The organism is Streptomyces sp. NPDC058279 (genome assembly GCF_042881255.1).
Taxonomy (GTDB): domain Bacteria; phylum Actinomycetota; class Actinomycetes; order Streptomycetales; family Streptomycetaceae; genus Streptomyces.
Map to the genome: position 1 here is coordinate 89,308 of NZ_JBHVYA010000018.1, position 17,183 is coordinate 106,490.

Here is a 17,183-nt window from a genome sequence, read left to right on the forward strand (position 1 = left end):
CGCACCGTCCTGGAGCGGTTCCCCGCAAGCCACCTCTGCGGCTGCCGGCCTGCCGACGAGTATGCCGCCGCCCAGCGCGCGCAGGGTACCCATGGCCGGGGTCGTCATGGGCCTCGGTAGAGATCAGCTCCTCGTGGTCACCGATACCACCACCCAGTGGCACGACCCGGAGCGCGGCGCCCAGCCTTGCCCGGCCGGGCGCCGTGCTGCAGCCCAAGCGGTCCGCTACCGGGGGCGCGAGGTCGAAGTCGAGCAACTCCACGTCCACCTGCCGCGCGTGCTCAAGACGCCCGCCGGCATCCGAACTGCCCACCCCCGACCAGGAGACCACCCGATGATCCTTCGCATGTTCCGCCGTTGCGGTGCCGCGCCCGGCACGCCCCTCACCGCCGAGGACCAGGCCGTCGTCGACGCGTTCCGCGCGATGCTCGCCGCTGTGCGCACCCCAGAGCCCTGGACGCCCGGCGCTGGCCAAGACATCGCGGTGCAGGTGGGCCCGTTCATCGAGCGCGCGCACCCCCGCCCGGGCGACGACCACGGCCCCGAGACGATCGCCGCCGCCCTGGTCCACCCCGACACCCCGCACGCCGCGGCCCACCTCCACGGCCGCCGGCTCGGCTACACCGACCGCGGCTGGCTGCGCTGCAGGACAACGGCGATCCTCGGCGCCTGGCAGCCGGCCTACACGATGCTCACCCACGCCGCCGCGAACCAGCCCCTCCCCGATGACGTCGGCATGGCCCCCGCCCACTACGCCGTCCACGTCGAAGCCAGCCGCCCCGACGGCACCGGCTACACTCTGCTGCGCCTCGGGCCCTATACCCAGACCTTGCTCGCTTCCCGCGACGCCGACCGTCTCAACACCGAGCTGGGGGGCAGGGCGGCCATCACCGTCCCCGACTGCACGGTCACCGCGACCAGCGCGCCGTTCGACGTCACCGACCACCAGAGCTACACCGACCCGTACAAGGTCGACGCCGTTGCGCTCATGACCGCCGCCCTCGGGGGGTGAGCGCACGACCACGGCCATGTACGAGTTCAGACCCACGAAGGCGATGACGGCACCCGCGACCTGGGCAGCCTGACAGCGAAGGCCCGGCTCCCCCGCAGATGCGGGGGGGCCGGGCCTTTTTGCGTTTCAGGGGTCGCCCACCGTCCCGCAGAACTCGGACGCGGTTTCGCGGATGGCGAGGCGGGGGTGCACTCGAAACGGCAGATCGAGAGCACTGGACCGGTTGGCTTTAGGCAGGATCAGACGCTGCGCAGGTGGCCGCGGGCGGGCGCCTTGCGCTGTTCGGCCTTTTTCCGAGCCTTTTCTTCCTGGTGCCGGGCGAGGCGCTTCTCGTACTCGTCCTCGAAGTGGCCGACGTCGAGCCGGTCCTCACGGGCGAGGGAGGACAGTGCCGCGTGCCGGTCCTGCGCCGTGGGGTAGACGGCCAGCATCGGATGGATTTGCAGTTTGCCCCGGCCGACGACGTAGACCAGGCGCGCGGCGACGAGGTAGGGCATGGCTCGACTGATGACGCCTCGGTCCAGGGCGAGACCGGTGGCGAGCTCATCATGGGTGGCGCGGACAAGGCCACCGGGCTGCTGCTGGGTGAGCATGTACAGGAGCAGTGCGTAGGCAGTGGGGGGCAGTCGCGGAATGTAGGCAAAGTACGTGTAGGGATTGCCTTGATACGCGGCGGGCTGGTTCGCAAGGCGAGCCGTGGCGTTCATTCCGTCCCCTTCCTCTTTGTCTGCCGAGGTCCTGCCGGCAGCTGAGCGTCTACCTGTGCCATGGCTTTGAATGCCTCTGGCGCGTTGGGGTCCTCCAGGATCTCCTTGAGGAGGTCGAGCTGGTGGACTCGTTCGGGCTTGCCCGGCACTTTACGCTTCCCCTGCTCCGGAGTCCGTACGCCCCCTCGCAGGACTGCGGAGGGTACGAGCTGGTACACGCCCTTCCGCACTCGGCGCAACACGCCATCCTCCATCAGCAGGGTCTGCGCCCAGGCGACGTGGGCACGGCTGTAACCGACCTGCTTGCCGATCTCCTCTTGGGTCTTGGTGATGTGCCCGCCGACTTCCTGGAAGCCGATGAGCGCCAGCAGCACGATCGCCACAAACCGTTCATCCGGGGCGCTGTACCGTTGCGACGCCCACAGCATGAACCGCTGTGAGTCCATGCTGTAGGACCCGCCGATGAAGGCGTTGGAGGTCGCCAGCGGGTAGACGTGTGCGCCGTGTCCTGGCGGGACGTCAAGCGGCTGCCCCGGTCGGGGGAGCGCAGCTGGCGGCGGTAGCGGCCGTCGCCGCCGGCGTGGGGGTGGAAGCGGAACTACGGGATCAGTACCAGCGCTCATGGGTTGGTGGGCCCCTCATCGTCCTGGCATGCAGTGAGCAGGGTAGTGCACCGTGGCAGTACTGCCACGGACACCGTGCCGGTACTGCCACGAAACTCTGAGATCTGTCAGTGCTGTGCCGACGTATCTCCTGGTGCTCACTTAACGGCCACGCCCTCACCGGAATCATCACTACAGTGATCCGGCTGGAGTCACGGAAGAGTCACAACCGAGGCTGGCAGCCTGAAAACTCACCAACCGGGGCGCGGCAACCGGCCGATGAAGCGGTGAGGTCGGTGCCCTGGCTTGCCCGCGATACCGCCGGATGCCCTCCCAGGGACTTGACGTCGAGCGCGCCGCCCCACAGCCGGCAGGCGATGACCGTGTCCAGCGCGTCGATGACGGGCCGGAGCGTCTGCGCCAGTTCGGCATTCCACGGCCGACCAATGACACGTCGAAGCCAGCCCACGCCGGGCGGAATCACCTGCAATCGCTGCGCCACGTCCCCAACATGGCGTTTCGTGGCAGTACTGCCACCAAACGCCATGTCAGAACAGTCCGATCCTGGGGTTGTTGGCGGCAGTACTGCCACCAACAACCCCAGATACGTCAGCACCTACTGACACACGGCGGTGAGATATGTCAGCCCTGCACTGACACTTGACGTCGCGCACAGCACGCTGACCAGCAAACTTTCCGTTCCCCCCTCTTAGAACAGCCCCAGCACTCGCCGTCTCCACGTGCGGGCCCCACGGGTTGGCTGCGCCCTCCGCTTCGCTCCGGTGCTCGCTTCCTCGGCTTGAGGTGACCGGAACAGTACGGATGTGAAGTGGTCACTGTTCGAGGCAAGCAGCACAGTGGCTGGTGCCGTCTGGGGTGCGGGTGGCCCCTGCACCCCAGACCGCATGCTCGGCATCCTTTGGGCGCGCCTTCTGTGGCTGAGCAGTGATCCGCTTACGACATCTCCACCCCACAGGTGTTCGCGGGGCCAGCCCTACTCAGGAGTCACCGGTGTAGGCATCGACGCGCTCCGTGTGATTCGCGGTGCGCGGGCCTCCGGTGTCGTCGGTGCATGGGAGACCCGCGGGGGCGGTGCAGCGGGGACAGGGGACGGTTCGGACCAGTTGCCGGGAGGGACGCAGGAGTCTGGACTTCCAGGCTGCTATTTGGTCAGGTGGTCATGCCGAGGGCAGTGTCCGGGCCGCAGTACGGGCAAGCTTCCACGCCCTCGGCGAGCATCCGGCGCGCTTGGTCGCGTTCGATGGGCTTGCCCTTGCCCATCCGGCACGCGCCGATGTGGATTCGCAGCACCTGCGGGCCGCCGGGGGTCCGGATCGCCTCCGCCTTCCAGTCCGGAGGCGGCGGCAGCGGAAGCCGGTTCTGCTCCTCGGCCAGGGCCGCCTCCAGCGCGGCGATGGTGCGCGCTGGTGCTGCTGCCAGGTCAGCCATGCCTGAACGGCCCTCCACCGCTCCAGCCGCTCCTTGGTTCCGCTCATGACGGCCGCGCCCGCGGGTCGGTCACGGTGAAGGTGCCGTTGGCGTGGCGCACCACCAGCTCCGGCTCCCCACCTGGGGCGGTCTCGGCAGCCTCTCGCAGTTCCACGCGCCGTACCGCGCTGTACCCGCCGGCCCGCCAGAACGGATGCGCGCTGATCTCACAGGAGAGCCGGATCAGCTTCCGCCGCAGCTCCGCGCCGCCCTGTTCCGGTCGAACGGCGAGCAGGTTGTAGGTGCGGGTCCACTGCTGCTGGAGGTGGATCAGATCATCGGGGAAGTGGAGCAGGTGCATCCACTTAGTAAAACAGGTGTTCGAATATCTGTGCGAGACTCATCCCTGTGTAACCCTTGCCCCGAGCGTGGGAATGCCGATACGGCGAAACGGTTCACTACAGTGCCGCCCAGCGCTCCACCGAGAGGAACCCCCTGATGAGCACCCCCACGCCGCGGCCCCAACCCGTCACCTGGGCGCGTGATCAGGCGGGCCCGTGCCGGCGATGTCAGACCACCACCCATAGGTACGGGGTCGGCGGGAACCCCTTGTGTGCGGGGTGCAGAGAACGTCTGAGGCTGGAGCAGCACCGCCCCGCGTAAGCCAGTCGTGCGCTTCGCCGGGCCAGCCACCCGTCTCGCATCACGGTGGGCGCCGCCGGCTGTGGGGAGCGCGCGTGCATGCTGCCGCGTTGGCCTGACCAGGCAGGCCGTCTGTCCCGCTGCGCGCAACGGTCGGTTGTTCGATCACGGCAGACCTCGCCCATCGGCCGCGTTATCGTGGAGTCCTCTTACTGACTTCGGCCCTTCAAGGTGACGTTGGGTCGTCGAGGGTGAGGCCGGTGCCGGCTATGAAGCCGTCGAGGGTGTGGGGCCGGTATTGGAGGCGTTTGAGGCGGTTGCGGACGAGGGTTTCGAGTCGGTCGAGGGCCATGACGGCAGTGGCCTCCGCGGGCGGGCGGCTACCGCTGCGCGTACGCGGCGCAGCGGACGGTGACCAGGCTTCGCCGGAACCTGACCACGGACGACGCAGAGCGCCAGGGCGCTGCGGGGTATCGCGGAGGACTACCCGGACGCCACCGTCGTGCGCCGTTGCCGCACGCACAGTACGGATCTGGTGAGCGCGTACCGGAGCGCGGGGCCGGACCTCCTGCGGGGTGTCGTGGAACGGGCGTGTTCTCCTGCCCGCCTGCCGGAGACACATAAAAATCGCACGCATGGGCGGGGGGCGGTCGGGTGGACAACGTGAATCCGATCGCCGGCGAGCCGCGTCACCATCCGCCCTCGAAGAAGGCCAGGAGGGCCGGTGCCGGGTCTGTCGCGGTGGTCGTGTTCGCCACCGCGACAACGGCCAAGACCAGCGACAACAACGCCGAGAGGACACCGAAGGACCCCCACACGCGCCTCGTTCGCCTGTCGGACGGCTCCGTTCGCGCGCGCCTCTTCCATGACGCCACACTCATGCCGACGAGGACGGTCACCACGATCGCGGCGATCACGGCCATCGCCACGTGGTAACGGGCGAAGTCGTCGATCATCACGCCGAGGGCGGGCGGGGTGCGGTCACCCGCACTCCGGGAGGCGGCCAGTTGCTCCCTGACCTGGTCGAGCGTATCGGCGAGACCTGCGTCGGTCGCGCCGCCCCCCAGCATTGGCAGCAACGAAGAGAAGGGCGCCACCGCCCCCTGGACGTTGGCCATGACCGCCGCCGACGAGAACAGGGCGAGTAGCGTGACAAGAACACAAGCGGACGCGAGGGCCGCCCTCCTTTGCGCCCTGAGACTGCCGGCCCTCAGGAACGCCTGCCATAGAAGAACGCCGAGCGCTACGAGCACGATCAGCAGGAGCGCGGCGATCACGGCCTTGGCCACGTGGTAGCGGAACCAGTAGTCGACGACCCTGTCCAGGCCCGGGGGGAAATCCCGGTCGCCGGAACTCCAGTACGCGACGAACGCCTGGCGGAGGGCTTCGGTCAGGTTGCGCTGATTGACGCCGTTGCCACCCGACCCCCCGCTCGCCGCCAACGGGCCAGGGGCGACGACGAAGGCGGCGCCGAAGGCCACGGCCAGGGCGACGAGGAGAGCCAGTGCGCGACCGGAGACGCCTGCGGATCGCGAAAGGGGCACAAGACCGCGGGGGGTCCCAGGAGCGAGGTGTCCCTGTGCGCCGGTAGGTTGTGATGCCGTTGTCATTTCGGTCACCATTCCGCATCGGCGGTCGACTGGTCACTGGGGAACACCACCCACTTGAGGTGGGGTCAGCCCCCGGGAGCGGAGCGGGTACCCCTACGGCTTCTCGTACTTGGGGTCAGCCACGGTGAGGCCGAAAGCCACAACGACGAGGTCGGGCTCTCCGAGGCTTCGGAGACAGCCACCCGTTCGGTCCGAGGTCGTTGGAGACTGGCCCACTGGGTTCCAGCATGGTCGCGGTGACGGCGCGGCCAGGGTGCCAGTGTGGGTGAAGTAGGCGCGGGCGGCGCCGAGGTTCTCTTCCCAGCCGGCGTCGGCGGGGTCCCACACGATGCCGAGGGCGTCGTGCTCGCCGCGCGTTCGGCGGGAATCATCCCGGCCGCAGCGCCCAGCGCTGGTCGGACAGCCACCGGCCGAGCGGGCGGGGCCCTCGCGGTGCTCGTAGGGCGCATTCAGACGTTCCTCGCGCCGGCGGTAGGCGGCTGCGGCCCGGTGTCCGGCCAGCCAGTTCTCGTGCTCCGGCCCGACCAGGTTGGAGCGGACGAACTACGCGAGGAGGACGGGATCACGGCCCACATCATCCCAGCCCCGGTCCCGCCTCGGACAGAGCCCTACGAGCTGCCCGCGGGCTACCCCGAGGCCATTGCCCGGCACCGCGCCCACCGCTCCACCCACTCAGCGGACCCGGATCGCCCCAGTCGCAGGGGAACAGATCCGCACCCGAATCCTCGAGCCCGAGACCAACTTCGCCCAGGGCCGGGCCGAAGCATGAACGCCTCCGCGAGCAGAGCATCCGGACCCAGCAGGCGATGGCCGCGGCGACCGAGGCCGCGGCCATGCGCCGGGCCCGAGCCGCGCGCGCAGCGGTCCGAAGAAGCGGTCATCCGTCCGCAGTCCACGGCATGGCGGGGCCCAAGACGTCCCGGAGGCACATATTGGGCGGCACATGCCTAGTAGCGGTCTTCGGTACTGGAGCGCCGGCTAGTCCGTTTGAGGAGCCGCTGTCAGTACCCCCTGCTATCTGGTGGCCTGTCAGATACGCCGCGAAATACGCCCGGATCGCCAGGAGATGCGATTCATGCCCTTCACCGCGCTGCACGCCGACCTCGGCCGCCTCAACGCCACCCTCCACGACCTTGGGCACGGCCTCGACTGGTCGCAGATCCACAAGGCCCGCCCCCGCCCGCCGCTCACCTGCCCCGAGTGCACATGGGGCCTGCACGCCAAAGTCTCGAAGTACGGAGTGCGCTACTTCTGCCACGACCCCGGGCGGCCGCCGTCGTGCAGCCTGACGAACGAGTCCCCGGAGCACCACATGCTCAAGCTGGAGATGGCGACCGCCATCCGGGACGCCGGGTGGTTCGCCGAGCTGGAGGTGCCAGCCAAGGACGGTTCCTGGCGGGCCGATGTCATGGCCACCTCCACGGACGGCAGCCAGCGCATGGCCTGGGAGGCCCAGCTCTCGCCGATCACAGTGGACGACATCCGTGCCCGTACCGAGCGCTACATGGCCGAGGACATCCGGGTGTGCTGGGTGTCCCCGCACGAGAAACCACCCCAGTGGATCAGCGCAGTGCCGGCGATCCGGGTACACGCACCTCAGGACAGGGGCCAGGGCTGGGTGGTCGACGACGGAGTCGCTGGCTTCGACTACTCCGAGGGCGGCTGGAACTTTCGCGAGGAGCAGCTGGGGCAGTTCGTGCGGTGGGTGCTCCACGGGCAGCTCGTGTCCGCCGAGAGCTTCCCGCGCTACCGAAGGGTGTACCGCGTCATCGACGACGAGTGGGTCGGGTTCCGACGGAACCGGTGGTGGACTTCGCGGCAGTCGGTCGACGCCCAGACGAAGCACGAGCTGATGCGCCAGCGTCAGCAGGCAGCGAGGGAGGAGCGCGAAGCCCGCGAGAAGGAGAGGAAGGAGGCGGAGAAGTGGCGCCAGCAGGAACTGGAGGAGCGGGAGAGGGCCCGGCGGGCCGAAGAAGCGGAGCGCCTGCGCAAGGAGCGGGAAGAACGGGACCGCATCGCCTGGGAGGAGACGCAGCGCCGGTGGGCCGAAGCCGACGCGCGCCGTGCCCGTGAGAAGGCCGAGGAAGAAGATCGCCTGGCCCGGAAGAAAGCCGAGCAGGAGGAGAAGGAGCGCCAGGCCCTGGAGGCAGCGAACGCGTGGTGGCGTCGGCTGTCGAAGCCGCAGACCGAGGAACTGTTCGCCGCAATCGTCGAACGCGCCTGGCGCGAGGACAAGCAGTGGGTGGAGGCGCCCGAGACCCCCCGCATGTCACGCGAGTACGCCTACGGAGTACCGCTCTACACCCGGGGCAAGCGCGGCAGCCGCTCTCTGTACGGGATCGTGCGCCCATGCCCCAGCCTGATTGCGGCCTCACCCCAGTTGGCGGCCGAGCACGCTCTCGTCCGAAGCGCCCAGGAAGCCCGGGAATTGCAAGAGGCCGGCCACGAAGGACAGGTCACGCACTTCGACCTTCCCGAGCACGAGCAGCTCACCATGTACTGACCTGGGGGTTGTCGAGCGTTCCCCCGGCGACAACGGCCGGATCACATGAGCTGGGGCCCGTTTCTCAGCGGGAGGCCACCGGGGGCGCTGACGTCCTCTCGCCGCCATCTGTCCCCCGGACACTCTCGGCGACGGTTGAACTCGGACCCTCTGACGACGTATCAAAAGTCGCCGGTGATGTTGCCGGTGCGCTGCTGGTGTTGCCGGTGCGCTGCTGGTGTTGGAGGCGGGCGGTGGCGGCGGCCTGCTCGGCGCGCCGGGCCTCCCACCGCAGGGCCCCCTCGCTGGTGACGTCGGCCCAGGTGGTGAAGGCGCGGGCCTTGCGTTCTTGGAGGTCGGCGAGCAGTGCGAGGTCGGGCTCGTCGCGCTGCTCGTAGGCGCGGAAGAGGTCACCGAGTTCGACGAGTTCGTCCCGCAGGACGACGGGCCGTAGGTCGTGAGGGATGACCCGCTGGGCGATCTTCGCCTGTGGCGGGCGGCGCCGCGCCGGGGTGGTGAGGGGAGCCAGGACCGGGCCGGCGGCCTGTGGGTCGGAGAGCTGCGGCACGCCCGTACCCGCGCCCTCTGCCGGGGCTGTGGCTGGGGTCGTGGTCGGGTGGTTCGGGGCGGTGGGTGCCTGGGAGGTGGCCGCGGTCTTCGCTCCGGGGGTGGCGGCCGCGCATCGGGAGCAGCACTCCAGCACCTGCCACCAGCGGCCTTCCCGATCGGTGACCACGGCCAGGACGACGGGGCCGCCGCACCGCCAGGGTTCCGTACGTGGCCGGCCGGTGTTGGGAAGATGGGTGCGGCAGTCGTCCAGCCGGCACGCGCAGTACGCCGTAGGTCTCGGGGCGGGGGCGGCGCGCAGGTGGGCCTTGATGTGGGCGACCGCAGCCGCACGGCCGACGGCCGCGGACGGCAGACGCTGCTCGACACAGCCGGGCCGGCTGCACGAGATACGCACCGCCGTGCTGCCCCGGCCGGCGGCGTCCAGACGCACCGTCCAACGCCGACCCGGCACCCGCTCGTCCAGCTCGCTCACCCCGGCCTGCGTCATCCCGGTCTTCCTCCCGTCCTGCATCTCCGATACCCGCCGCCCACGCCGCGCACCGGGCGGCGGTGCGGGCGGCGTGGACACCGTATTGGGCACCAAGGCGAAACATGTTGGACTCGCCGTGCGCCGACGGCGTCAATTGCGAAGGTCAGGTGCTCTTCGTGGTCGCGGGCGTACGCACCGGCCCGTCTCGCGCACGAGACACAGCCTCGGCCGCCGCGGCCGCGCTCGATTACGGCCTGTCCCGGCGTGCCCTGACCTGGAAGGGCGGTCACCGGTGAGTTGTCCGGTGACTTTTTTGGTGAGTGGTGACTGACGAGTGGTGACTGACGAGTGGTGCGCGGCGGTGGGTGAGCTGCGCGCCCGGTTCTGGCCTGGAGGAGGCGGGATGGGCGGGCGCGCCTGGTGGGTCAGTCACGGAGCGGCGGTGGTACCGGGGCCGAAGGTTCGCCGGCCGGGGATGGCCTGGTGCTCGTCGGTGGCGCCCTGGGCGGGCGGGAGCATGTCGGTGCCCTCGGCGGCGAGTCGGGCTCGGCGCGCACCGTGGGGTTCGGTGGTGGGTGTGGTGGGGCGTGGGCCGGTGCCCAGTGGGCGGCGCTCGATCATGCGGCCAGTCTTCCTGCGCTGGCTCCGCCTCGGTCAACTGGGGGGAACCTGGAGGGGGAAGCCTCGGGGGAAACCTGTGGGGTACGCCTGGGGGGAAGCCTAGGGGGAAGGCGTATTTCCGAGGGTCCTGCATTTTGACTGGTCAGAGCATGTTTCGGGACTGGTGAGTAGCCGGACTTATATGTGTGGAGGGGTAGGAGGGTGCTGCGTGGGCCAGTGTCGGGCAGAGTGCCCGGGGCGCTTGGCCTGCTGTGTGCGTCGCTACGGTGGCGTGATGATGGCAGGTCAAAAGGCTCGGGTGCCGGGTCGGACGGGGCTACAGGATGCTCGCCGGTTTGCCCTGTTCGGGGGTGCCGACTACCGGGTGCCACCTGCCAATGCCAGCAGGGGCAGAGGGCAGGCGAGGGGGAGGACGCGTTCTTCGGTCTGACTAGCCAGCGTCGGAGCGAGCAGCCGGGGGTCCGCGGTGACTCCCGCGTCCAACTGCTCCACCAGCACCTGGATGGTGCCCCGCGCCAGCTGCTCGGCGACGCCCTCGCCTGAGGGTCACTAGCCAGGGGCGTGGCCGCCGTTTCCATTTGAAACGGCGGCCGGTGAGAGGCACCTGCCCTGACACGAAGTCGGCCTGCCCTTGATCGCCGAGCGTCGGCGCGGCGGGATCAGGCGAAAGCGAGTCGATTCAAGTCGGTGATGGACTGGCTGCGGCGGTCGCTGTGGGTGTGGTTCCACTTGAGGTTGGAGTAGTACACGAACTGGCCCGTGGTGGGTTCGAGGAAGTCGATGGTGCAGCCCATGCCGGAGTGGGTGTGGTCGCACAGGCAGGTGCAGCTCTTGTGATCGACTTTCCAGCCCAACCCGGTGGGGCCGTCACCGAGGAGCCGGATGAGTTCGGGGCACGGCGGTCCGTCGGTGGTCTCCAGCCGGAAGGATCCTCCGACTGCGTGCCAGGCATCGGTTCCGTTGAACGGACTGGGGCCGGCTGTCGCCCGGATGCGGCGCAGCAGGGGAGAAAAGAGCGACGGCGGTTCGAACGGGGAGCTCACGGCCGCGGTGTACGCGGCTCGTTCCGTGGGTGTCCAGTCCGGTTCGGACTGGAGCAGGCCGTAGTCGCTCGCGAGCCGGTCGGCGATCCGCTCCCACCAGCGCGGGTTGAAGCCGGTGAGCAGGATGCGGGTCGGCATGCCGGGGCGGTGGAGGCGGATGCCGCCGCGTTCGCGGCTGTAGCGGAGGCCGGCCACCCCCAAGACGCGGTCCTGTGGGTCGTCGCTCTTCTCGCCGGTCAGGCGGGGGAGGAGGAACTCGGCCCAGTGGTGGACGACGTACGGCTCGTCGAGGAGCCGAAGGGTGAGCCGGTCTTCCTCAGGACACACCTGGACGATGCCCAGGGGTGCTCGGAGAGGCTGCCGATCTTGCAGCAGGCGAGGAAGACTGCGGCCTCCAGCTGTGCCTGCTCCGGGTGCCGGGCCGTGGGGATGGTGAGCGGCTGGTCGGTGTCCGTGAGGAGTGCGTGGAGGGCTTGGTGGGATTCGCCGGTGCAGCGGCGGCGGTCGTCGGTGAGGGCCAGGGTGGCCTGAGGCATCGTGGTCGCTGTTCCGCGCCGCACCGGCCCCCGGCGGTGAGCGCTTTGGTGAGGTGGGCCAGCAGGTGTCGTACGGGTGGTGATGCTTCTGGCCGGTCCTCGGCGAAAGGGGTGCGGGGGCGTCTTCCATCGCGCGGCCGGGCGTTCACGAGCCCGCGCAGATGAAATCCGTGGGGCGCCAATGGGTCAAGGCGCCACGACGAGGGCTGCCTCCATCGGGTGAGTGAGCACGTTCTTGCCGCGGGACCGGGGCTGCCGCCTGGCCAACGGCCCCGCCGTTCTGGGGAAACAGGTGGCTCAGGGATGGTTGTATGGCGATGCCCGTTCCGATAGCTGTGCCGCTGATGGGCCAGGGGTGCCGGAACAGGCGCGGCGAGATGGAGGCGAACCAGTGGCTGACCGGAGTTCCATTGAGTGGACTGAGGCGACCTGGAATCCAACGACCGGATGTGATCGCGTCTCGTCGGGGTGCGACAACTGCTACGCCCTGACTCTGGCGAAGAGGCTCAAGGCGATGGGCGCGGCCAAGTACCAGAACGACGGTGATCCGAGAACGTCCGGGCCGGGCTTCGACCTCACGGTCCACCCCGACGCTCTGGACATCCCGTACGGCTGGAAGAGTCCGCGGACCGTGTTCGTGAACTCCATGTCGGATCTCTTCCACGCCCGCGTCCCGCTCGACTTCGTTCGCCGTGTTTTCGAGGTCATGGCCGATACCCCGCAGCACACCTACCAGGTCCTGACCAAGCGCGCCCGCCGCTTGCGGCAGGTCGCCGACCGGCTCGAGTGGCCGGCCAACGTGTGGATGGGGGTGTCGGTGGAGACGGCGAAGGAGTTGCCGCGCGTGGATGACCTGCGACAGGTGCCGGCCGCCGTACGGTTCCTGTCGTGTGAGCCTCTGCTCGGCCCGCTCGACGGCCTGCGCCTGGATGACATCCACTGGGTGATCGCGGGCGGCGAGTCCGGGCCTAAGCACCGCCTCATGGACCCGGCCTGGGTCACCCCGATCCGAGACCAGTGTGTGGAGGAGAACGTCGCGTTCTTCTTCAAACAGTGGGGTGGCCACACGCCAAAGGCAGGAGGCCGGACTCTCGAAGGCCGTACCTGGGACGAAATGCCGCGTCGTCAGCTGGTGCTTCCTGTCGGCTAGGACGCTTCATCGGCTACGTCTTCTGGGGCGTAGAAGCGCACGGTGCATCCTTCTGGCCAAGCGGTGCGCGCACGGACCGGGTCGACGCGGAATGCCAGTCCTTGCGCGGCGAGGTTGTCCAGGACCTGGCGCAGGTGCTTGTCCATGTGGTTCAGCCGGGCGGCCTCGCTGGAGAGGGTCTCCCAGCGCTGCTCCGTGCCGGCGTGGGCGCGCAGGGCGAGGTCCAGCCGGTCCACAACCGAAGCGGCATCGAATAGGGACGGGGCATCGGCTGTGTCTGCCGAGGCGCCTTGCCCGCTGTAGGTGTCCAGCTTCCAGGTGACGGGGGCCCAGCATTTCAGGCCGGCTTCGCTGTGGGTGGCCAAGATCAGATGGTAGCGGGCGCTCTGGTTGCTGATCTTGATGCCGAAACTCCCGGTGAACAAGCCTTCATCCCGGAGACCTTGCTGGTAGGCGGTGGCGAACGCCTCCTTGCGTACCCCGGCGCGCCGCTCATTCGTCACGTCGCGCCAGTGATCTCCTCCGAAGTACGCGGTCATCGTTTTGTCGAAGCCGTCGCGCTGACAGAAGCGGTGCAGTTCGTTGGTGAAGAGCGTGAACAGCACTTCGGAACGGGGGGTGGCGAGGCACTGCCTGATCAGAGAGAAGGGTGCGCTCTTGAGGTCGAACGGGTCGATCAGCCAAAGGACAGGGGTCTCGCGACGACCGTGGTGTGCGAGGACGGACAGGCGGCGCTGTTCCTCCGCGAAGGTGCCTGGCGGCTGCACGCTGATGTTGAGTTGCGGCGAGCGGGGCAGGAGCGCGAACTGCCGCTGCAGTTCGTCCACCCGGTCAGGCCGTTCTTCAAGGCAGATCAGGTTGAGCCGATTGAACCTGCGGTGCGCGGAGTGCTCAAGGAAGGTTTTGGCCACAACGATCGATGAGCCGGGCGGACCGTCGTTGTAGACGCCGGGGCCTGCGAAGCCGTCCACGATGGTGGCCTCCGGGAACTTCTGGAGGATCTTCGCCATCCAACACTGCAGGTAGTGCCGATATACGAGGTGTTTCACCTGGGTATGCGGATCGCTTTTCCAGACGGTCCGCTCCCGAAGTTCCTCCACTCGCCGCATGGCTCGTCCCCCTGATCCCCATTGATCGGACACCCAGCGTCATCGTTGGGAAGCCTGTTGTCTATAACGCCCGTTGGCCATCTCTCATCGGGCGAGCGGCCGCGCGTGTGATGCGGGAGCTCCGTCTGCGGGCGTTCCCCGAGTCGGATCCGCTTGCCGACGACCAGCCGGCTCCGATCGAGCAGGCCCGCCTCGAGCGCCGCCGCCAAGCGGACGTCTCCTACGCCGCAGCGCTGCGCCGGTCCCGAGCCGAACGGGCACAACGCTCCGGAGGAGCGGTCATCCTGCCTCAGCCGGCAGTGCTCCGGACGACGGCTTGATCATTGCTGGTGGGTGATGGCCTGCACGGTCCAGGGACGAGAGGGCGGCCGCCGTTTCCAATGGAAACGGCGGCCATGACCGTGCTCGGCACCAGTGAGGCCGCAGCCCGCAGCTACCTCGGGAGTTACCTCATCCGACAAGACGGCTACAGGTGGGCCAGCTGCTCGCGTACGGGGCCAGCGAGCTCGGCGTAGAAGTCGGTACGATTCTGGGCCTGGAGGATCTGGGCGCACACGGTCAGCAGACCGGTGCGCGCCTCAGGCCGGTCCAGGACGGGGGCGAGCTCGGTGCGGATGCGGGCGGCCGTGGCAGGGGCGAGCAGTGCGTACAGGTACAGGGTGGCCGCGTCGTAGCCGTACGGGGCTCGGCCCCACCCTTCCCAGTCCAGGATGTGCGGGCCGCGGGTGACGTTGCCGTAGTGGAGGTCGCCGTGGGCGGTGCTCCAGGTGATGGTCTCCTCGGCCTGGTGGCCGGTGAACTGGGGGATGACGCGGCGCAGGTACTCCTCGCGTACGGCCTCGCGGTCCGCCGGCGGTGGGACGTCGGCGAGGGCGTCCAGGGCGGCGACCATCTCCTTCCACCACGTCTCGGGCAGGCCGGGGTCCTCGTCGAGGACGGGGCGCGGGGAGATGATCGGGTCGGGTGCAAAGCCGTACAGCTTGGTGGCGATCGTCCAGCACGACCGCGGCGACCAGGCCGACGCGCACCGATGGTTCGCCACCGCGGCGAAGGCCGCCCGCGAGTCCGGGGACCGGCGAATGACCGCCTGGGTGCTCGGACGTCACGCCATGGTCGGCCTGAACTACGGCGCTCCGGGGCAGGCCGCCCGCATCGCGGCACAGGCCCGCCGGGAGGCCGGCACCCGCCCGTCCGGCGCGGCCGCGCTCGCGGCCGCCGTCAACGCCCGTGCCCTGGCAGCCGTCGGCGACTTCCCTGGCGCCCGCCGGGCGGTGGACGACGTCCGCACGCTGGCCGAGCAGTTGGACGGCCCCGAGTCGGCGGACACCTGGTTCGGGTACCCGGCCCAGAAGCATCACGTGCACCTCTCCCAGGCGTACACGCTGCTCGGCGACACCCGCGCCGCGTACCAGGCACAGGACGACGCCCTGGCCCTGACGTCCTCGCCCTCAGTGATGACCCGCGCGCTGATCGCCATGGACACCGCCGCATGCCTGCGGGTCGACGGAGATCCAAGCGCGGCCGCCGAAATGGCCGCCGCCGTCTACGACCGGCTACCGCCCGCCTACCGGAGCGGCCTGGTGCACTCCCGCGCCCAGCTGCTCCACCGACACCTGGAGGGCGCCCCGCGTCGGCTGCTCGGCGACGCCCTCGCCTGATGGGGCCGACTACCGCGTTGGCCTGACCAGGCAGGCCGTCTGTCCCGCTGCGCGCAACGGTCGGTTGTTCGATCACGGCAGACCTCGCCCAGCGGCCGCGATATCGTGGAGTCCTCTTATCTGCGGTTTCGTGATCAAGCAGGAGTATCCGCGTGCCCGAGGACCCCATCGCCCACAGCGAGCTCGCTGCCCTGACCCGGCGTTTCGAAGAGGTCGCGGAGAAGCACGACCGCGAGTTCGGGATCATCAAGTCCGACCTCACCGCAGTGCGCCTCCAGGTCGGCAACCTGGACCAGAAGGTCGAGGCTCTCGACAAGAAGATCGACCGGAATCAGGCCCAGATCATCGAGCTGCTCACCCAGCTCGTGGGGCAGCGCCCCGACGCCGGCTGATTTCTCCGGGCCCAGCGCCCGACCCGTACATAGCGACGGCCCCGACCAGACACTCGGTCGGGGCCGTCGCGCGTCCATGGTCAGTTTCCGGGGATCACCGCAGGCCGACCACCCGAGCCTCCTACTGCTACCCGGTCGACGTCGTCGAGGACTGATCGTTTCCAGGCTGCTGGTTCTGGTGCTCCTCGTTCGGTGGCTGCTGGTTCTGGTGCTCCTCGTTCGGTGGCTGCTGGTTCTGGTGCTCCTCGTTCGGTGGCTGCTGGTTCTGGTGCTCCTCGTTCGGTGGCTGCTGGTTCTGGCGATGGCCCAGGAAGCACTTGTCCGGCGGGTGCCAGTTCGGGTCATTTGGGGGCGGAACACAATCGTTCCCCCGCTGGACGTTCGGTTGCTCTCTGCCCTTGCCCGTTGCAATCTGTGCGAAGCTGATGCACTTCGCACCATCGATGACTCGCCCGAGACTGATCCTGAACGTGCCCGCTGACGTGGCGATGTTCTTCCCAACAAGGCCCGCAAGTTTCGACGCCAGTACGTTCGCCGCTTGCCCAACTGCTGGCTGGCCGCCTTTGGGGGCGTTTCGCGCGATATTGCTGAGTGTCGCGGCTGTGACTTCGAGTGCGCTTGCCACCACGCCTACAACCTTGGTTCCGGTGACAACGCCCGCGACAGATTGTGCGCACTGATAAATCAGGTCATACGTCGGGTCGGGCTCACCCCGACCGGGAGCTCCGGCAACTGTGGCCGTTGCTGGTGAGGCGAATGCCTGGGCCGTCCATACCCCTGGCGCCACCAGTAGCAGCGAAGCAGTAGCAATGCAGGCGCAGCGCGATGATCTTGTATGCGACATGGCGACTTCCCGAGAAGGCGTAACGAGGACGGCATTGCCCCACTTGAAGCCGTGAACTCGCTGGGGAAGCCCGCTTCCGCAGGGTCTGCTTGGGGGCGACCGGCGGTCATCTTCGACTCCGCGGCCCGTGGGCTGCGTCTCTGTTGCCGTGCTGTGCGCGTCGCAATCCGCGAGCCGGAGGGGGTCGCTCCCACGACTCGTGGGGCGCATCACAATCACGGTACCTATCCTCCCCACCCCTGTCGCAAGGGTAGGTGGGTTGGCCATCGAACATCGAACACACACTCCCCTCAGGTGGCAGGATCACC

At 68.8% G+C, this 17,183-nt stretch carries 18 protein-coding genes and 1 pseudogene; 5 read left to right on the forward strand and 14 right to left on the reverse strand.

What is annotated here, in order from left to right; translation table 11 throughout:
* Positions 1 to 91: 91 nt before the first annotated feature.
* Positions 92 to 1,012, forward strand: a complete 921-nt coding sequence (locus tag ACFVXJ_RS26505) for a hypothetical protein (protein WP_389665360.1) — start codon at positions 92 to 94, stop codon at positions 1,010 to 1,012.
* Positions 1,013 to 1,251: 239 nt separating this feature from the next.
* Here ACFVXJ_RS26505 and ACFVXJ_RS26510 read toward each other — a convergent pair whose 3' ends face one another.
* The 7 genes and pseudogenes from ACFVXJ_RS26510 to ACFVXJ_RS26540 form a co-directional block, all read right to left on the reverse strand.
* Entirely contained in the window at positions 1,252 to 1,719 is a 468-nt protein-coding gene (locus tag ACFVXJ_RS26510) for a hypothetical protein (protein WP_389665361.1), read from the reverse strand.
* Complete coding sequence (locus tag ACFVXJ_RS26515; protein WP_389665363.1) at positions 1,716 to 2,102, reverse strand: replication/maintenance protein RepL; 387 nt, start codon at positions 2,100 to 2,102, stop codon at positions 1,716 to 1,718. The genes ACFVXJ_RS26510 and ACFVXJ_RS26515 overlap by 4 nt, the downstream gene beginning before the upstream one ends.
* Before the next feature lie 442 nt (positions 2,103 to 2,544).
* Positions 2,545 to 2,823: a hypothetical protein gene (locus tag ACFVXJ_RS26520; RefSeq protein ID WP_389665364.1), complete on the reverse strand. Its 279-nt coding sequence runs from the start codon at positions 2,821 to 2,823 to the stop codon at positions 2,545 to 2,547.
* Positions 2,824 to 3,491: 668 nt separating this feature from the next.
* Positions 3,492 to 3,770: a DUF6233 domain-containing protein gene (locus ACFVXJ_RS26525; RefSeq protein WP_389665366.1), complete on the reverse strand. Its 279-nt coding sequence runs from the start codon at positions 3,768 to 3,770 to the stop codon at positions 3,492 to 3,494.
* Between the two features lie 43 nt (positions 3,771 to 3,813).
* Positions 3,814 to 4,110 (reverse strand): hypothetical protein, encoded by a 297-nt coding sequence (locus tag ACFVXJ_RS26530; RefSeq protein WP_389665368.1) that lies wholly within the window; start codon positions 4,108 to 4,110, stop codon positions 3,814 to 3,816.
* Between the two features lie 507 nt (positions 4,111 to 4,617).
* A pseudogene (locus ACFVXJ_RS26535) lies at positions 4,618 to 4,749 on the reverse strand (IS630 family transposase); the annotation flags it as partial.
* A gap of 331 nt (positions 4,750 to 5,080) precedes the next feature.
* A complete protein-coding gene (locus ACFVXJ_RS26540; RefSeq protein ID WP_389665369.1) occupies positions 5,081 to 5,872 on the reverse strand; it encodes a hypothetical protein in 792 nt (263 codons plus the stop codon).
* 1,204 nt (positions 5,873 to 7,076) lie between these two features.
* Between ACFVXJ_RS26540 and ACFVXJ_RS26545 the strand changes: the two genes are divergently transcribed.
* Positions 7,077 to 8,504 (forward strand): competence protein CoiA, encoded by a 1,428-nt coding sequence (locus ACFVXJ_RS26545; RefSeq protein ID WP_389665371.1) that lies wholly within the window; start codon positions 7,077 to 7,079, stop codon positions 8,502 to 8,504.
* 64 nt (positions 8,505 to 8,568) lie between these two features.
* Here ACFVXJ_RS26545 and ACFVXJ_RS26550 read toward each other — a convergent pair whose 3' ends face one another.
* The 4 genes from ACFVXJ_RS26550 to ACFVXJ_RS26565 all read right to left on the reverse strand — a co-directional run bounded on the left by ACFVXJ_RS26550 (position 8,569) and on the right by ACFVXJ_RS26565 (position 11,722).
* Positions 8,569 to 9,540: a hypothetical protein gene (locus ACFVXJ_RS26550; protein WP_389665372.1), complete on the reverse strand. Its 972-nt coding sequence runs from the start codon at positions 9,538 to 9,540 to the stop codon at positions 8,569 to 8,571.
* A gap of 411 nt (positions 9,541 to 9,951) precedes the next feature.
* Positions 9,952 to 10,143 carry a hypothetical protein gene (locus ACFVXJ_RS26555; RefSeq protein WP_389665374.1) on the reverse strand — a complete coding sequence of 64 codons (192 nt, stop codon included), beginning with the start codon at positions 10,141 to 10,143 and terminating at the stop codon, positions 9,952 to 9,954.
* A gap of 659 nt (positions 10,144 to 10,802) precedes the next feature.
* Entirely contained in the window at positions 10,803 to 11,513 is a 711-nt protein-coding gene (locus ACFVXJ_RS26560) for a hypothetical protein (RefSeq protein WP_389665375.1), read from the reverse strand.
* Positions 11,423 to 11,722: a hypothetical protein gene (locus ACFVXJ_RS26565; protein WP_389665377.1), complete on the reverse strand. Its 300-nt coding sequence runs from the start codon at positions 11,720 to 11,722 to the stop codon at positions 11,423 to 11,425. The genes ACFVXJ_RS26560 and ACFVXJ_RS26565 overlap by 91 nt, the downstream gene beginning before the upstream one ends.
* Positions 11,723 to 12,113: 391 nt before the next feature.
* Here ACFVXJ_RS26565 and ACFVXJ_RS26570 point away from each other — a divergent pair, with 391 nt between their 5' ends.
* A complete protein-coding gene (locus ACFVXJ_RS26570; RefSeq protein WP_389665379.1) occupies positions 12,114 to 12,872 on the forward strand; it encodes a DUF5131 family protein in 759 nt (252 codons plus the stop codon).
* Here ACFVXJ_RS26570 and tcmP read toward each other — a convergent pair.
* The gene (tcmP, locus tag ACFVXJ_RS26575; protein WP_389665381.1) at positions 12,869 to 13,981 is read right to left on the reverse strand and encodes a three-Cys-motif partner protein TcmP; all 1,113 of its coding nucleotides are present in this window, start codon (positions 13,979 to 13,981) and stop codon (positions 12,869 to 12,871) included. The genes ACFVXJ_RS26570 and tcmP overlap by 4 nt on opposite strands.
* Before the next feature lie 466 nt (positions 13,982 to 14,447).
* Positions 14,448 to 15,023, reverse strand: a complete 576-nt coding sequence (locus ACFVXJ_RS26580; RefSeq protein WP_389665383.1) for a hypothetical protein — start codon at positions 15,021 to 15,023, stop codon at positions 14,448 to 14,450.
* Positions 15,024 to 15,060: 37 nt separating this feature from the next.
* On the opposite strand from ACFVXJ_RS26580, the gene ACFVXJ_RS26585 reads away from it, so the two are divergent.
* Together ACFVXJ_RS26585 and ACFVXJ_RS26590 are read left to right on the forward strand one after the other, a co-directional pair.
* Positions 15,061 to 15,639, forward strand: coding sequence for a hypothetical protein (locus tag ACFVXJ_RS26585; protein WP_389665385.1), 579 nt, complete (start codon positions 15,061 to 15,063; stop codon positions 15,637 to 15,639).
* Between the two features lie 152 nt (positions 15,640 to 15,791).
* On the forward strand, positions 15,792 to 16,031 hold the full coding sequence (locus tag ACFVXJ_RS26590) for a hypothetical protein (protein ID WP_389665387.1): 240 nt from the start codon (positions 15,792 to 15,794) through the stop codon (positions 16,029 to 16,031).
* Positions 16,032 to 16,158: 127 nt separating this feature from the next.
* Here the strand turns inward: ACFVXJ_RS26590 and ACFVXJ_RS26595 are convergent, their stop codons facing one another.
* Positions 16,159 to 16,659: a hypothetical protein gene (locus ACFVXJ_RS26595; RefSeq protein WP_389665389.1), complete on the reverse strand. Its 501-nt coding sequence runs from the start codon at positions 16,657 to 16,659 to the stop codon at positions 16,159 to 16,161.
* Between the last annotated feature and the right edge of the window lie 524 nt (positions 16,660 to 17,183).

Coding starts and splice junctions, on each gene's coding strand:
- ACFVXJ_RS26565 (WP_389665377.1), bottom strand. CDS start 11,722: ATGCCTCAGGCCACCCTGGCCCTCACCGACGACCGCCGCCGCTGCACC.
- ACFVXJ_RS26505 (WP_389665360.1), top strand. CDS start 92: ATGGCCGGGGTCGTCATGGGCCTCGGTAGAGATCAGCTCCTCGTGGTC.
- ACFVXJ_RS26530 (WP_389665368.1), bottom strand. CDS start 4,110: ATGCACCTGCTCCACTTCCCCGATGATCTGATCCACCTCCAGCAGCAG.
- ACFVXJ_RS26550 (WP_389665372.1), bottom strand. CDS start 9,540: ATGACGCAGGCCGGGGTGAGCGAGCTGGACGAGCGGGTGCCGGGTCGG.
- ACFVXJ_RS26545 (WP_389665371.1), top strand. CDS start 7,077: ATGCCCTTCACCGCGCTGCACGCCGACCTCGGCCGCCTCAACGCCACC.
- ACFVXJ_RS26555 (WP_389665374.1), bottom strand. CDS start 10,143: ATGATCGAGCGCCGCCCACTGGGCACCGGCCCACGCCCCACCACACCC.
- tcmP (WP_389665381.1), bottom strand. CDS start 13,981: ATGCGGCGAGTGGAGGAACTTCGGGAGCGGACCGTCTGGAAAAGCGAT.
- ACFVXJ_RS26525 (WP_389665366.1), bottom strand. CDS start 3,770: ATGGCTGACCTGGCAGCAGCACCAGCGCGCACCATCGCCGCGCTGGAG.
- ACFVXJ_RS26510 (WP_389665361.1), bottom strand. CDS start 1,719: ATGAACGCCACGGCTCGCCTTGCGAACCAGCCCGCCGCGTATCAAGGC.
- ACFVXJ_RS26585 (WP_389665385.1), top strand. CDS start 15,061: ATGACCGCCTGGGTGCTCGGACGTCACGCCATGGTCGGCCTGAACTAC.